The sequence below is a fragment of the Paraburkholderia sp. genome (assembly GCF_049581445.1).
Classification (GTDB): Bacteria; Pseudomonadota; Gammaproteobacteria; order Burkholderiales; family Burkholderiaceae; genus Paraburkholderia.
In genome coordinates this window covers 1-14,038 of the sequence record NZ_JBAURZ010000300.1, presented here as the reverse complement: position 1 = coordinate 14,038, position 14,038 = coordinate 1, and the positions used below count along the sequence as shown (strand labels likewise).

Below are 14,038 nucleotides of genomic sequence, written 5' to 3'. Positions count from 1 at the left end.
GGGCGTATCGCCGCCGCCAGTCGCGAGCACGATACCCGCGCGCAGACCCAACGCGGCAGCCGCGTCGTTCGACAACACCCCGCCCGCCGCATAGGAGGGCGAGAGCGGCGCGAACCAGTCATGCGGCAATCCGAGGCGGTCGAGTTGCGCGCCATCCCATACACCGGCTGGATTAGCCAGCGCAACGGCACAGGCGTCAGAAGGATCGGTCAGCACCTCGCCGCCCAGTGCGACGCGCAACCAGTCTTTCGGCTGCAGCGCCCAGCGTGTAGCCTGCGCGGACTGCGGCTCATTCAGCACGATCCAGCGCAGCAGAGGACCGGCCATGCCAGGTGCGACAGGGTTGGGTTGCGGCGTGGGCCACGCATCGAGCAAACCGAGCGCGCGGGTGTCGGGCCACAGCATGGCCGGCCGCACGGCATTGCCTTGCGCATCAGTCAGAACGACGCCGTGCATTTGCCCGGAGAAACCAATTGCCTTGACCTGCGCGCGTGCGTCAGCGGGCAGCCTGGCGGCCGCTTCACACAGCGCGCGCCACCATATCTGAACGTGGGTCTCCGCCCAACCGGGATGGGGCGTTTCGATTGCATACGCGACGCTGGCCGCCGCCCGCTCGTGGCCGCTTTCGTCGACGATTGCGAGTTTGAGTGAGCCGGTGCCGAGATCGATGCCGAGAAAGCTCATGAGGGAAAAGTATCGAGGTAAGCGGTGTGATGGATGGCCGGAAAGACGCGTTATTTTGCGGCAGCATTGCCTTGAGCGTCGCAGCGCCGCGGCACATCGGAAAACCCGCCAATCGCGGGTTAACCCACCCGTGCGGCGAGCGGCGACGAAAAAGGACTATGCGTGCTTTCGAATACGCTTCATCGATTCTCACACATATCACTTCGCATCACCCCATCGGCCGGAAGCCCATTTCGCACCGCCGCAAGGGGCTCACAGCCCGTTTGCATGGGATGCGCATTTCTATTGCCTTTCAAAAGCCCCCGACGCATATGATCGTCGCGAAGCCGGGAATAGGCCCCAGTGGTCTTGTGATGGCTTTTCTCTCCGCATACCTTGGAGTCATCCCAAAACGAGATGGTGGAGAGAGACAAAATGCAATCGAACACGGTTCACCCGTGCGACGAGCGACTGCCCGCAGGCCAGTTGCTGACGCTCGGTATTCAGCACGTCCTCGTCATGTACGCCGGCGCGGTTGCGGTGCCCCTCATCATCGGCAGCGCGCTCAAACTGCCCAAGGATCAGATCGCTTTCCTGATCAGCGCTGACCTCTTCTCCTGCGGCATCGCCACGCTGATCCAGACGCTCGGCTTGTGGATCTTCGGTATCCGCCTGCCGGTCATCATGGGCTGCACGTTTGCCGCCGTGGGCCCGATGGTCGCCATCGGCACCAACCCCAGCCTCGGCATTCTCGACATCTTCGGCTCCACAATCGCGGCCGGCGTGGTGGGCATCCTGCTCGCGCCCGCCGTCGGCAAACTGTTGCGCTTCTTCCCGCCGGTCGTGATCGGCGTCGTCATCTCGGTGATCGGCCTGTCGCTGATGGAAGTCGGGATCAACTGGGCCGCCGGCGGCGTTGGCAATCCCGATTACGGCAATCCGGTTTATCTGGGCCTGTCGCTGCTCGTGCTCACGCTGATTCTGTTGATCAACAAGTTCGGCAAGGGCTTCGTTGCGAACATCTCCGTGTTGCTGGGGATCGTCGCGGGTTTCGTGATTGCGGCGCTGCTCGGCCGCGTCAACATGGAAGGCGTGACGGCCGCACCGTGGGTCGGCATCGTGATGCCGTTCCACTTCGGTCTGCCGCACTTCGATCCGCTTGCGATTGCGACGATGGTTACGGTGATGTTCGTCACGTTCATCGAATCGACCGGCATGTTCCTCGCGGTCGGCGATATGGTGGATCGTCCGGTTGATCAGAAGACCCTGGTGCGCGGCCTGCGCGTCGATGGTCTGGGCACGCTGATCGGCGGCATCTTCAACTCATTCCCGCATACCTCGTTCTCGCAGAACGTCGGCCTGATCGGCGTGACGGGTGTGAAGAGCCGCTTTGTGTGCGCCATGGGCGGCGTGATTCTGGTCATGCTCGGCCTGTTCCCGAAGATGGCTCAGGTGGTGGCATCCGTACCGGCCTTCGTGCTGGGTGGCGCCGGCATCGTGATGTTCGGCATGGTCGCGGCAAACGGTATCAAGGTGCTGTCGAAGGTCGACTTCGTGAAGAACCACCACAACCTCTTCATCGTCGCCGTCAGTATTGGTCTCGGCCTCGTGCCGGTGGTGTCGCCGAACTTCTTCTCGAAGCTGCCCTCGGGACTCTCGCCGCTGCTGCATAGCGGGATTCTGCTCGCCTCGGTTTCGGCGGTCGTGCTCAACCTGGTGTTCAACGGCGTGAAGGGTGAACGTGCGGCAAAGAGCGATATCCGCCGTGCCGGGAAAGATTTTGACGGCCGCACCGGCAATGACCAGCCGGGTACAGGCGACGAAATGCTGCGCGCCGCTGACCTGCATTGAGCATGTGACGACAGTGCCCGATGCTTGCACGCAGCATCGTAACTGACCCGAACTGCGCCAATCTTCAATAAACGGCGCGCAACAAGAAAACGCCACGGCAAGCCGTGGCGTTTTTTCGTCCGCGTCACGGACCCTCTGCAGGCCCGCTCTCGCCAATTCAACCGCTAGTTGACCGCCGGCGCGGGCGCCGCTGCCGGTGTACTCGTCACACTGTAATCGACCGGTGCGTCGGCGGGACGCGGCTGGTCGCCATCATGCTCGATCCAGCCACCGCCCAGGTACTGATACAGATCGACCAGGTTGGTCAGCCGTTCCACACGGGCCGAGATCAACGCCTGCTGCGCTGAATACAGATCGGTCTGTGCCGTCAGGACGGACAGGTAGCTGTCCACCCCGTTCTTGTAACGCAAGTCCGACAGATCCAGGCGCCGCTGTTCCGCGAACACATCGCGCTCCAGCGCCGCAATCTGCTGATCGTACGTGCCACGCGCAGCAAGCCCGTCCGCCACTTCGCGGAAGGCCGTCTGGATCGTTTTTTCGTACGTTGCGATCTGGATGTTCTTCTCGACGTTAGCAAGATCGAGGTTGGCTTTGTTCGTGCCGCCCGTGAAGATCGGCAGCGAGATCTGCGGCGAGAAACCCCACGCCGCCGAACCCGGCTTGAACAGACCACCCAGCGTCGGACTCAAGGTGCCGAAATTGCCCGTCAGCGAGATAGCCGGGAAAAACGCGGCGCGTGCCGCCCCGATGTTCGCATTCGCTGCCAGCAGGTTTTCCTCGGCTTCCATGATGTCCGGACGACGCGTCAGCAGATCGGACGGCAGGCCCGCCGGAATGTCCGTGAGCAGGTCCTGGCTGTCGAGCGGCATGCTCGGCGGCAGATCTTCCGGCAACGGTTCGCCGACCAGCAGCACCAACCCGTTCACCGCCTGAGCGCGCAGGCGCGCCTCAGCCTGGTAGTTAGCGTTCGCCTGCTCGACCACTGTTTGCGCCTGACGCAGATCAAGTTCGCTACCCGTGCCGTTGTCGAACTGCAACTTGGTGATCCGATAGGACTCCTGCGCCGTCTTCAACGTGTTCTCGGTGACCTTCAGCAGATCGTCATACGAGAGCACGGTCACGTACTGGTCCGCCACCTCCGACACCAGCAGGATTTCCGCTGCCTTGCGGGCCTGCGTCGTGGCCAGGTACTGCGCCAACGCCTGATCCTTCAGGCTGCGGATGCGGCCGAAGAAATCGAGCTCCCACGACGCGTTCACGCCGACCGAATACTCGTTCGAGATGGTCTGGTCAAAGAACGACAGATCTTTCGGCGTACGCGACTTGGTTTGCGACCCGGCCGCGTTGATGGTCGGCATCAGACCCGCACGCGCAACCTGATACTGCGCTTGCGAAGCCTGCATGTTCAGCACCGACACGCGCAGATCACGGTTGTTCTTCAGCGCAATTTCGATCAGCCGTTGCAGGCGCGGATCGTTAAAGAAATCGCGCCAGCCGATATCAGCCGCTGACTGACCGTTGGCACTACGCGCGCCACCATTGGCCGCGCCAGGCTGCGTCGCATACACGCCGCTAGCCGGGAACGCGGCCGACACCGGCGGAGCCGGCCGGTCGTACTTCGGCTCCATCGTGCAAGCCGCAGCGAAGAACGCGACCGCCATTGCTATCAAAGAGTGTTTTTGCATCTCAATGTCCTTAGCTGGCCGAACCGTTGCCCGAGCCGCTGCCGCCCTGCGGGTCATGCGGATGGTGCTGGTTATAGTGTTCGAGCGCCTCATCCGGGTCTTCCTTCTCGCCGCCGAACTTCGCGCGAATCACAACGAAGAACATCGGGATCATGAAAATCGCGAGGAAGGTGGCCGTCAGCATCCCGCCGATCACACCCGTACCAATAGCGTGCTGGCTCGCCGAGCCCGCGCCGTTACTGATAGCCAGCGGCATCACCCCGAGAATGAACGCGAGCGAGGTCATCAGAATCGGACGCAACCGCAGACGCGCAGCTTCCAGCGCGGCCTCGATTGGACCCATTCCCTGACCCTGTTGCAGTTCGCGGGCGAATTCCACGATCAGAATCGCGTTTTTCGCCGACAGCCCCACCGTGGTCAACAGACCCACCTGGAAGAACACGTCGTTCTCGAGACCGCGCAGCGTGGCCGCGAGCAGTGCACCCAACACGCCGAGCGGCACCACCATGATCACCGAGAACGGGATCGACCAGCTTTCATACAGCGCGGCAAGACACAGGAACACAACGAGGATCGAGATGGCGTACAGAATCGGCGCCTGCGAACCCGACTGGATTTCCTGGAACGACAGACCGGTCCATTCGTAACCGATACCCGCCGGCAGCTTCGCCGCGAGCGCCACCATTGCCGCGTTTGCCTGACCCGTACTCTTGCCCGGCGCTGCCGCACCCTGGATTTCCACTGCGGAAATACCGTTGTAGCGCTCCAGCTTCGGCGAACCGTAAGTCCAGGTGCCCTTGGAGAACGACGAGAACGGCACCATCGTGCCCGCTGTATTGCGGATGTACCAGAGGTTCAGATCTTCCGGATTCATCCGGAACGGCGAGTCAGCCTGCAAATACACCTTCTTGATCCGGCTGTCCGTGTCGAGGAAGTTGTTCACGTAGGATGATGCCCAGGCGATCGAGAAAGTCTGGTCGATGGTCGCGAGCGACACGCCCAGCGCGGACGCCTTCTCATGGTCGATCGTCACGTTGAACTCCGGCGTGTCGTTCAGGCCGTTCGGACGCACCTGCGCCAGCATCGGGTCCTTCGCAGCCATGCCGAGCAGCATGTTGCGCGCTTCCATCAGCTTCTCGTGGCCCACCCCTGCACGGTCTTCAAGTTCGAAGTCGAAGCCGGCAGCCGTGCCCAGTTCCGGAATGGACGGCGGATTCACCGGATACACCAGCGCGTTCTTGTAGCTCGCGAAGTGCATGAAGAGGCGACCCACCAAGGCCTGTACCTTTTCATCGGCGCGCTGGCGTTGCGAGTAGTCCTTCATCCGCACGAACACCAGACCCGCGTTCTGCCCACGGCCCGCGAAGCTGAAGCCGTTCACTGTGAACACGGACTCGACAATGCCCTTCTCAGTGGTGAGCAGGTAGTCGGAGATGTCCTTCAGCGCATGCGCGGTGGTTTCCTGGGTCGAGCCCGACGGCGTCTGTACCAGCACGAACATCGTGCCCTGGTCTTCATCCGGCAGGAACGACTTCGGCAGACGCACGAACAGCATGCCCACCGCGACGATCACCACCAGATAGATGATGAGCCAGCGGCCTGAACGCTTGATCACGTGGTGCACGCCGCTGTGATACTTGTCACGGCTCTTCTCGAAGGTCCGGTTGAACCAGCCGAAGAAGCCCTTCTTCTCTTCGTGATGGCCTTGCGGAATCGGCTTGAGGATCGTCGCGCACAATGCCGGCGTCAGCACCAGGGCGACCAGCACGGACAGCACCATCGCCGACACGATGGTCAGCGAGAACTGCCGGTAAATTGCTCCCACCGAACCGCCCGAGAACGCCACCGGCACGAACACCGCCGACAGCACGAGCGCCACGCCGACCAGTGCACCGGTAATCTGGTCCATGGCCTTGCGGGTCGCATCGCGTGGAGATAAGCCCTCTTCGGCCATCACCCGCTCGACGTTCTCCACCACCACGATCGCATCGTCCACCAGCAGACCAATGGCGAGCACCAGGCCGAACATGGAAAGCACGTTGATCGAGAAGCCCACCGCGCTCATGATCGCGAACGTACCGAGCAGCACCACCGGCACCGCGATCGTCGGAATCAACGTCGCGCGCAGGTTTTGCAGGAACAGGTACATCACGAGGAACACCAGCACGATACCTTCGAGCAGCGTCTTGACCACTTCCTCGATCGACAGGCGCACGAACGGCGTCGTGTCGTACGGGTACTTCACGACGAGGCCGTGCGGGAAGTACTTCGACAACTGGTCGATCTTCGCGCGAACGGCGTTGGCGGTAGCCAGCGCGTTGGCACCCGTCGCGAGTTGAATACCGAAGCCGGCCGTCGGCACACCGTTGTACTTGGTGTCGAAGTTATAGTTTTCGCCGCCCAGTTCGATACGCGCTACATCCTTCAGCAGCACGCGCGAGCCATCCTGGTTCACCTTCAGCAGAATGTTGCCGAACTGCTCCGGCGTCTGCAGCAGCGTGGCTTCACTGATGGTGGCCTGCAACAACTGCCCTGGCACCGACGGCGTACCGCCCAGCGACCCACCCGACACCTGCACGTTCTGGTTCGTGATGGCCGTCTGCACGTCAACCGGCGTCAGGCCATAGTTGGTGAGCTTGTTCGCATCGAGCCAGATCCGCATCGCGTACTGCGAACCGAACAGCGTGACCGTTCCCACACCGTCGATCCGGCTAATCGGATCTTCGACGTTCGAGGCGACATAGTTCGCCAGGTCGTACTTGTTCATGCTGCCGTCTTCGGAGTTGAAGGCCAGCACGAGCAAGAAGCTGCTGCTCGACTTGGTGACCTTCGTCCCCTGCTGCTGCACTTCCTGCGGCAGAAGCGGCGTGGCGAGCTGCAGCTTGTTCTGCACCTGCACCTGCGCAATGTCAGGATTGGTGCCGGCTGCAAACGTCAGCGTGATGGTAGCCGTGCCCGAATCGTCCGAGGTGGACGAGAGGTACAGCAAGTGGTCGAGACCACTCATCTGCTGCTCGATCACCTGCGTGACGGTGTTTTCAACCGTCTTTGCCGACGCGCCCGGATACGTGGCGCTGATCTGGATGGCCGGCGGCGCGATGGTCGGGTATTGCGCGATCGGTAGCGTGAAGATCGACGCAATGCCCGCGAGCATCAAAATGATGGCGATCACCCATGCAAAAATCGGGCGATCAATAAAAAACTTTGCCATGAAACAGGCTCCCTGTTATTGCGCGCCCGATGCAGCAGAACCAGCTTGAGCCGTCTGTGCAACGTTGGCGGCCGACGCACCTTGAGCAGGAGCGCCGGAGGCGACTGCACCGGAGGCCGGGGTGGCAGGCAGCTGGGCCGCGACCGTCTTGACTTGCATGCCCGGTCGTACCTTGTCGGTGCCTTGCACGATCACACGGTCACCCGCGTTCAGGCCGCTATCGACCACCCAGTTCGAACCGTAAGTGGACGACGTGACCAGCTGGCGCAACGCAACCTTGTTGTCCGGACCGACGACCAGCGCGGTCGGCGTGCCCTTCTGGTCATGCGTGATGCCGATCTGCGGCACGACGATCGCGTGGTCGTTGGTGCCTTCTTCGATGCTGGCACGCACGAACATGCCTGGCAGCAGCACGCCATCCTTGTTCTGGAACAACGCGCGCACCGTGACCGAGCCCGTGCTCTGGTCAACCGTCACGTCGCTGAACTGCAGCTTGCCCTTCTCCGAATAGGTCCGGCCGTCTTCGAGAATCAGCGTGACCTTGGCAGCGTTCGGACCAGTCGTCTTCAGACGCCCTTCCTGCACTTCACGGCGCAACTTCAGACCGTCGAGACTCGATTGCGTCAGATCCACGTACATCGGATCGAGCTGCTGGACCGTGGACATCAGCGTGGCCGCACTCGCCTGCACATAAGCGCCCGGCGTGACTTGCGAAATGCCGACCTGGCCGCTGACCGGCGAGAGGACGTCCGTATAGCCGAGATTGATCTGCGCGGTATCCACCGCTGCCTTGCCCGACGCCACGTCCGCGACTGCCTGGCCTTCCGACGCCACGGCGTTGTCGTAGTCCTGCTTGCTGACTGCATTGGCCGCGACCAGCACCTTGTAGCGGGCGGCCTGAGCCGTGACCGAGACGAGATTTGCCTGCGCCTTGGCGAGCGTGGCCTTGGCGCTATTCAACTGGGCGATGTACGGCGCCGGGTCAATCTTGTACAGACGTTGACCGGCCTTCACCATGCTGCCTTCGGTGAATTCACGCCGCAGCACGATGCCGTCCACCCGTGCGCGCACTTGCGCCACGAGGAATGCGTTGGTGCGGCCCGGCAATTCAGTGGTAACAGGTACGGTGGTCGGTTGGACGGTGACGACGCCGACTTCCGGCGTTTGTTGCGGCGGCGCTGATTGTTTTGGTCCGCACGCTGCCAGCAAAACGGCAGCCGTCGCGGCACTGATTAAGCGGAATGGAACCCGTTCGACGCGCATGGAGCGACCTCTGTCAAGGCTGAGAGAATGAAAAAGTGCGCGCATCCCTACCCCGGGGCACAGCAGCGCACACATGCGTCTAACGACGCAAGACCGGAAGCCCAATGACGCGAACTTGCTGGGACATCCCGAGCGATATGTGCAAATACCGGGAAATGCCGCGCGGCGCCGCCGTTCAGGCGCGGCGCATTAGCGTTTTGAAAGTCAACAGTGACGGACATTAGCCGCTCGTCACGGCATGGGCTATCCGACCGATGGGGTGCTATTATATATACATGCGCGAATGCATGTAAAAGTGTGTTTCACTACATTTATGGCATGTCCTCGGCAATAAAGGTTCGCAAATCACGCAACAACCAGACAGATTGGTACGCGTCGCGTTTAAAAAGCGGCTGTGTTAGCCGTAAACATTGTAAGTTACACGAATATGGTCAGAAGGACCAAAGAAGAGGCGCTGGAGACGCGCGCGGGCATTCTCGATGCCGCTGAGCGGGTGTTTTTCGAAAAAGGCGTGTCACGCACGTCGCTGGCCGACATTGCTCAGGCTGCGGGCGTCACACGCGGCGCTATTTATTGGCACTTCGCCAATAAAGGCGATCTCTTCACCGAAATGTTCGATCGCGTGCTGTTACCGCTGGACGAACTGAAAGCTGCCTCAATCAACCCGGAAGAAGCCGACCCGCTGGGACGACTGATCGAAATCTGCACCGTGTGCCTGCGCGACACAGCGCTCGATCCGCGGCGGCGCCGCGTGTTCGACATTCTGTTTCTGAAGTGCGAGTTCGTCGAAGAGATGGGCCCGGTGATGGTCCGTCATCAGACCAACATGCGCGAGGGGCTGGGGAAGATCGAGGCGGGCTTGCGCAATGCGATTTCAAAAGGACAGATGCCAGCCGACCTCGATGCGAAGCTGGCAGCCACCATGATCCATGCGTTCGTGGGTGGTTCGCTGCGTGACATGCTGATTCTGCCGGACGCCACCAATTTCGAACTGCACGCCCAGCAGATGGTGGAAGGCCTGTTTGACGCGCTGCGGCTGAGTCCGGCGTTGCGCATAGGCGGCGGTCACGCTCAGCTTTGACTGAACCAGTGCGCGGCATACAACAGCAACGCAACCAGAAAGATCATCGCCGCCCACGCCCATTGGGGCATCGCATGCGGCGTCGGCTCATGATGCGACACGCTATGCGACGCACGGCCAAACGGCGTACTTGCCGCCCGCCCGGTGAGCGTGCCGCCGTGATCGTGCGAGCGGGCGCGCCGAGCCATGCCGCTCAGGTTAATCGGCCGCAAGAACACATGCTGGCGCCGGGTGTGCGGGCGGCGCGCCTCGTTCGGACCTTGTCCATGCTTGGCCTGCACGACAGCGCAAAATTCGGTGAAGAAATCGTCGGCCAGTTCGTGCAGCGCGTTCTCTAGCTGCCGGGTGGGCAGCTCGGCAAGCGGTCCTGCCAGCGTGGCCCATACCGAATAGTCAATCCGGGTGCCGGGCCCTTGGGCTGGGCCTGTGTCGTCCGCCCGCAACGTCACGTCGATCTGGCCGCGCAGCGAACCCACACCATCGGCGCGCGCCTTGAAGTTGAGAATGCGATGGGGCGCCTCGGTTTGCGCGGCGTTTTTGCTAGCAACGTGGGCGCGTACTTCGTAGCGGGCACGCAAAGGTCCGAGCGGCACAGTAAGCGTGAGCTCGTATTCGCCACGCGAAAGACGGCTAAACGACTCGCAGTTGTCGAGGCTCGCGCGGAGCAACGCGATGTCCTGCAACGCATCCCAGACCTCAGATCGCGCAAGTGGAATTCGCAACGCGTTATTCAGTTCCATGGCTGCCTCCCCCGATGACCACGCGAGTATCCAGGATCAGGATGTCTGATCGATGCGGTCAACCCGCGATGTGTAAAACGCGAGATATCCCTTGATCTGCTGGACCTTGTCGAACGGATTCTCATAGCACCAGACAGCGTTCTCGACGAGACCGTCTTCGGTGCGCAGATGGAAATACGACGCGTCGCCCTTGAACGGGCAATGTGATGTGTGGTCGGACCGTTCGAGCCGCGCCATATTGACATCGCCGCGTGGAAAATAAAACACCTCGGGCAAACCCGTCTCCGCGAGCGTAAGCGCAGCGTGGGTGTCGGCCATCGTCACCCCCTGGTGGATTACCCGAACCCGGTGGCGGTTAAGCGTGATGTCGATACGATGGCCGCCGCCCGTTCCGGTGGATCCGGCGCCGCCGTGAGCGGCCGAACCGCCCGCGGGACTTCCGTTGGTCGTCGAGGCATCGCTCATGTCACGGCTCCGGTTCAAATGAAACCTGCGGCGAGGCGCAGGGGCAGCGGCTATAGCAGATTGCGGCGGCTTACATGAAAAAAGCCACGGTAAGATCCCGTGGCTTCATTATCGGCCAAACTTCGGCGGTTTGCGCAGCGTTGCTGTGCCCTAGCCCACGTTTATTGCTCGTTCCAGTAGAAGGCCGCTTTCGCGCTGCCCGCGGCCGATACCGTGACCGACTTCTGCTGCTCGGCGCTCTTGTAACGGGCGTGCACGGTATAACGCCCGGGACGCAGCTTGACCAGCATGTACGGGCCGCGCGAGGTAGCGTCGAGGGCGTCCGCGCCGTGCGCGTCGACGATCTGCACATGCACGTCAGCGAGGAAATCGGAGCCGGGGCCGGTGAAGCGGAGTGCCAGCGGCCAATGGCTTTGCGCGTGCTGCAGCGCCTTGGATTCGTCACTTCCCACGCCGCCCGACACATACGACACGTCGCCTTGCTGCTGGATTTGCGGCATGCCGCCGCCGTTGTCGTTGCCTGCGCTGGTGCTGTCGGTGGTGTTGCCACCTGTCGTGTCGTTCGTCTGCGCCCATGCGCCGCCTGCTAGACCGAGCGTGAGCGCTGCGGTCACGGCCGCCGTCATGAGCTTGCGGCGATTACCTTGAATTTTCATTGCTTCGCTCCTTTGTCTTTGTGTTCAGAACCGAATCGTCCGGACAGCCCCTACCTGCAACTGCCGTGCCCGGATGAGCACAAGGGCTGGCGAACGCTACTTTTGCTTCCCCGCACCTCATTGGCGCGCGGTCTGCCTCAGCAAGCTTTGGACTGAATTCACACAAGGAGCCGGTCCATCGGGAATTTATGCAAATGGACCGGCAAGTCTTACGTCACCCGAGATCGACCGGCACAAAGATCTGCGAGTTGTCACGCTGGATCAAGAGCGCAATGCTGTTGCCTGCCTGCGCGATCATCTGCTTCAACTGATCGACGCTGGTCACGGGACGTCCGTTGACGGCAAGAATCACGTCGCCCGGCTGGATACCGGCGTTCTCGGCTGCGCCGCCCGACTGCTGGACCAGCAGACCGTGCGAAACCGAAGCGCTGTCCTTTTCTTGCGGCGTCAGCGGCCGCACGGCGACACCCAGGCGGCCCTGCATCTGCGCGGGCGTGTTGCTGTTGTCGTTCGAGGCCAGCTTGGCATCGGACATCGAGCCAATCTTCACCTTGATCTCCTTGTTCGCCTTGTCGCGCCAGACGGTCACGGTTGCCGTGCTGCCAGGAGCCAGGCTCGCCACCTGCGACGGCAGATCGGTCGAATCCGATACCGGCGAACCGTTCACGGCGGTGATCACGTCACCGGGCTGCAAGCCAGCCTTGGCAGCCGGGCCGCCCGGATCGACCGAGCTGACGAGTGCGCCATTCGGCTTGGCCATGCCGAACGAATCGGCGAGTGTCTGATTCAGGCCCTGCACCGCAACGCCGAGACGCCCGCGGCTGACATGGCCGGTCTTGACCAGATCGTCCTTGACCTTGATCGCCTCGTTGATCGGGATTGCAAATGACAGCCCCTGGAAGCCGCCGGTTTGCGAGTAGATCATCGAGTTGATGCCGATCACCTCACCCTGCAGATTGAACAGCGGGCCGCCCGAGTTACCCGGGTTGACCGGCACGTCGGTCTGAATGAACGGGGTGTAATTCTCGTTAGGCAGCGAGCGCGACTTCGCGCTGATGATGCCCGAGGTCACGGTGTTGTCGAAACCGTAAGGCGAGCCGATTGCCACCACCCACTGGCCGACCTTGCTCTGGTTCGGGTCGCCGATCTTCACGATCGGCAGATTGCTCGCGTCGATCTTCAGGACCGCGACGTCCGACTGCTTGTCAGCGCCCACCACCTTCGCCTTGAATTCGCGCTTGTCGGTCAGCTTGACGGTGACCACGTTGGCACCGTCCACCACGTGCGCATTGGTCAGGATGTAGCCGTCGCTGCTCACGATAAAGCCCGAACCAAGGCTCGCGCTCGGCTGGTCAGATTGATCGCCGTCGCCACCTTGGGCGCCGGGCATGTTGCCGAAGAAGTGCCGGTAGAACTGGTAAAACGGATCGCTCGGGTCGATCGGTAACTGCTGTGCGTTGCCGCCGTTCTCACCGCCACGCAGGGCAGTCTGCTTGACGACATGCTTCGCGCTGATGTTGACCACGGCCGGACCATAGGTTTCAACCAGGCCGGAGAAATCAGGAATCCCGGTTTTGGCCGCAGCTTCCGCAGGCATCAATGCGGCGGCTTGTGCCGGCGAGATGATCTGTGGCGCCGGGACATCGCGATGTCCCGCCACATAGCCGGCAGACAGCGCGACGGCAACCGCTACGGCAACAGCGCTGCGGGAGAGGGTTTTCGCATTCATCGTGTGCTCCTGACAGGGAGAAAGGCTTTAGGGATGGGATGAAGCGTACGGGCTGTCACTTAAAAGAGTCTTAAACAAGTGAACACCCGTAATTCCGCTCGTTTTCCCCTACACTGCCCCGTATTTCAGAAGCGCACGCTCACCAGCAGCCCCCCCGCAGGCGAATCGCCTAGCGTCACACTTGCGCCATGCTGCAGGGCAATCCGGCGCACGATGGCAAGGCCGAGGCCAGTGCCGGTGACGTCTGTCCGTACACGGTTCGCACTTGCTCCGGCGCGATAAAAACGATCGAACACGCGTTCGCGTTCGGCCGGCGGAATGCCCGATCCGCTATCGGCAATCCGCACCACCGGATGACCGTCTTCGACCACCAGACTCACGTCTACGCGCCCGCCTTGTGGCGTGTATTTGGCGGCGTTATCGACCAGGTTGTTGAACATCACGCGTAACGCTTCGGCATTGCCGTTGACCGTGGCCGCGTCGCTTTTCTCGATGCCGAGATCGACGCCGCGTTGCTGCGCAAGCGGGGCGTAAGTCAGCACGCAGTCTGCAAGCAACGCGTGCAGATCGATGGCGTTGGTCTGCGTCTGTCCGTCCGGTTCAGAGCGGGCAAGTGCCAGCAATTGCTCGGCAAGACGGGTTGCGCGTGTGACGCCCGCCTGCAGGTCGGCCAGCGCCTCGCGCCGGGTGGCGT

At 61.9% G+C, this 14,038-nt stretch carries 11 protein-coding genes; 2 read left to right on the top strand and 9 right to left on the bottom strand.

What is annotated here, in order from left to right:
* Positions 1–684 (bottom strand): FGGY family carbohydrate kinase (locus WCA85_RS24855; RefSeq protein WP_424067510.1); only part of this gene is annotated, 684 nt, incomplete at its 3' end.
* 414 nt (positions 685–1,098) lie between these two features.
* Between WCA85_RS24855 and WCA85_RS24850 the strand changes: the two genes are divergently transcribed.
* Positions 1,099–2,514 carry a nucleobase:cation symporter-2 family protein gene (locus WCA85_RS24850; RefSeq protein WP_424067509.1) on the top strand — a complete coding sequence of 472 codons (1,416 nt, stop codon included), beginning with the start codon at positions 1,099–1,101 and terminating at the stop codon, positions 2,512–2,514.
* 164 nt (positions 2,515–2,678) lie between these two features.
* Here the strand turns inward: WCA85_RS24850 and WCA85_RS24845 are convergent, their stop codons facing one another.
* Genes WCA85_RS24845 through WCA85_RS24835 form a run of 3 tightly spaced genes read right to left on the bottom strand, consistent with a single transcriptional unit; the run spans position 2,679 to position 8,673 of the window.
* The gene (locus tag WCA85_RS24845; protein WP_424067508.1) at positions 2,679–4,199 is read right to left on the bottom strand and encodes an efflux transporter outer membrane subunit; all 1,521 of its coding nucleotides are present in this window, start codon (positions 4,197–4,199) and stop codon (positions 2,679–2,681) included.
* A 10-nt stretch (positions 4,200–4,209) separates the two neighbouring features.
* Positions 4,210–7,410, bottom strand: a complete 3,201-nt coding sequence (locus WCA85_RS24840) for an efflux RND transporter permease subunit (RefSeq protein WP_424067507.1) — start codon at positions 7,408–7,410, stop codon at positions 4,210–4,212.
* 15 nt (positions 7,411–7,425) lie between these two features.
* Positions 7,426–8,673: an efflux RND transporter periplasmic adaptor subunit gene (locus tag WCA85_RS24835; protein WP_424067506.1), complete on the bottom strand. Its 1,248-nt coding sequence runs from the start codon at positions 8,671–8,673 to the stop codon at positions 7,426–7,428.
* Positions 8,674–9,100: 427 nt separating this feature from the next.
* On the opposite strand from WCA85_RS24835, the gene WCA85_RS24830 reads away from it, so the two are divergent.
* On the top strand, positions 9,101–9,754 hold the full coding sequence (locus WCA85_RS24830; protein WP_424067505.1) for a TetR family transcriptional regulator: 654 nt from the start codon (positions 9,101–9,103) through the stop codon (positions 9,752–9,754).
* Here WCA85_RS24830 and WCA85_RS24825 read toward each other — a convergent pair.
* From WCA85_RS24825 to WCA85_RS24805, 5 genes are all read right to left on the bottom strand, one after another.
* Entirely contained in the window at positions 9,745–10,494 is a 750-nt protein-coding gene (locus WCA85_RS24825) for a CoxG family protein (RefSeq protein ID WP_424067504.1), read from the bottom strand. The two genes, WCA85_RS24830 and WCA85_RS24825, sit on opposite strands and share 10 nt — an antisense overlap.
* A 36-nt stretch (positions 10,495–10,530) precedes the next feature.
* Positions 10,531–10,959, bottom strand: coding sequence for a DUF427 domain-containing protein (locus WCA85_RS24820; protein ID WP_424067503.1), 429 nt, complete (start codon positions 10,957–10,959; stop codon positions 10,531–10,533).
* Between the two features lie 161 nt (positions 10,960–11,120).
* On the bottom strand, positions 11,121–11,615 hold the full coding sequence (locus WCA85_RS24815) for a carboxypeptidase regulatory-like domain-containing protein (protein ID WP_424067502.1): 495 nt from the start codon (positions 11,613–11,615) through the stop codon (positions 11,121–11,123).
* A gap of 214 nt (positions 11,616–11,829) precedes the next feature.
* Complete coding sequence (locus WCA85_RS24810; RefSeq protein WP_424067501.1) at positions 11,830–13,344, bottom strand: DegQ family serine endoprotease; 1,515 nt, start codon at positions 13,342–13,344, stop codon at positions 11,830–11,832.
* 125 nt (positions 13,345–13,469) lie between these two features.
* Positions 13,470–14,038 (bottom strand): sensor histidine kinase (locus WCA85_RS24805; RefSeq protein ID WP_424067500.1); only part of this gene is annotated, 569 nt, incomplete at its 5' end.

Excerpts from the sequence above, each read along its gene's own strand:
- WCA85_RS24810 (WP_424067501.1), bottom strand. The coding sequence starts at position 13,344 with ATGAATGCGAAAACCCTCTCCCGCAGCGCTGTTGCCGTAGCGGTTGCC.
- WCA85_RS24820 (WP_424067503.1), bottom strand. The coding sequence starts at position 10,959 with ATGAGCGATGCCTCGACGACCAACGGAAGTCCCGCGGGCGGTTCGGCC.
- WCA85_RS24845 (WP_424067508.1), bottom strand. The coding sequence starts at position 4,199 with ATGCAAAAACACTCTTTGATAGCAATGGCGGTCGCGTTCTTCGCTGCG.
- WCA85_RS24850 (WP_424067509.1), top strand. The coding sequence starts at position 1,099 with ATGCAATCGAACACGGTTCACCCGTGCGACGAGCGACTGCCCGCAGGC.
- WCA85_RS24825 (WP_424067504.1), bottom strand. The coding sequence starts at position 10,494 with ATGGAACTGAATAACGCGTTGCGAATTCCACTTGCGCGATCTGAGGTC.
- WCA85_RS24835 (WP_424067506.1), bottom strand. The coding sequence starts at position 8,673 with ATGCGCGTCGAACGGGTTCCATTCCGCTTAATCAGTGCCGCGACGGCT.
- WCA85_RS24815 (WP_424067502.1), bottom strand. The coding sequence starts at position 11,615 with ATGAAAATTCAAGGTAATCGCCGCAAGCTCATGACGGCGGCCGTGACC.
- WCA85_RS24840 (WP_424067507.1), bottom strand. The coding sequence starts at position 7,410 with ATGGCAAAGTTTTTTATTGATCGCCCGATTTTTGCATGGGTGATCGCC.
- WCA85_RS24830 (WP_424067505.1), top strand. The coding sequence starts at position 9,101 with ATGGTCAGAAGGACCAAAGAAGAGGCGCTGGAGACGCGCGCGGGCATT.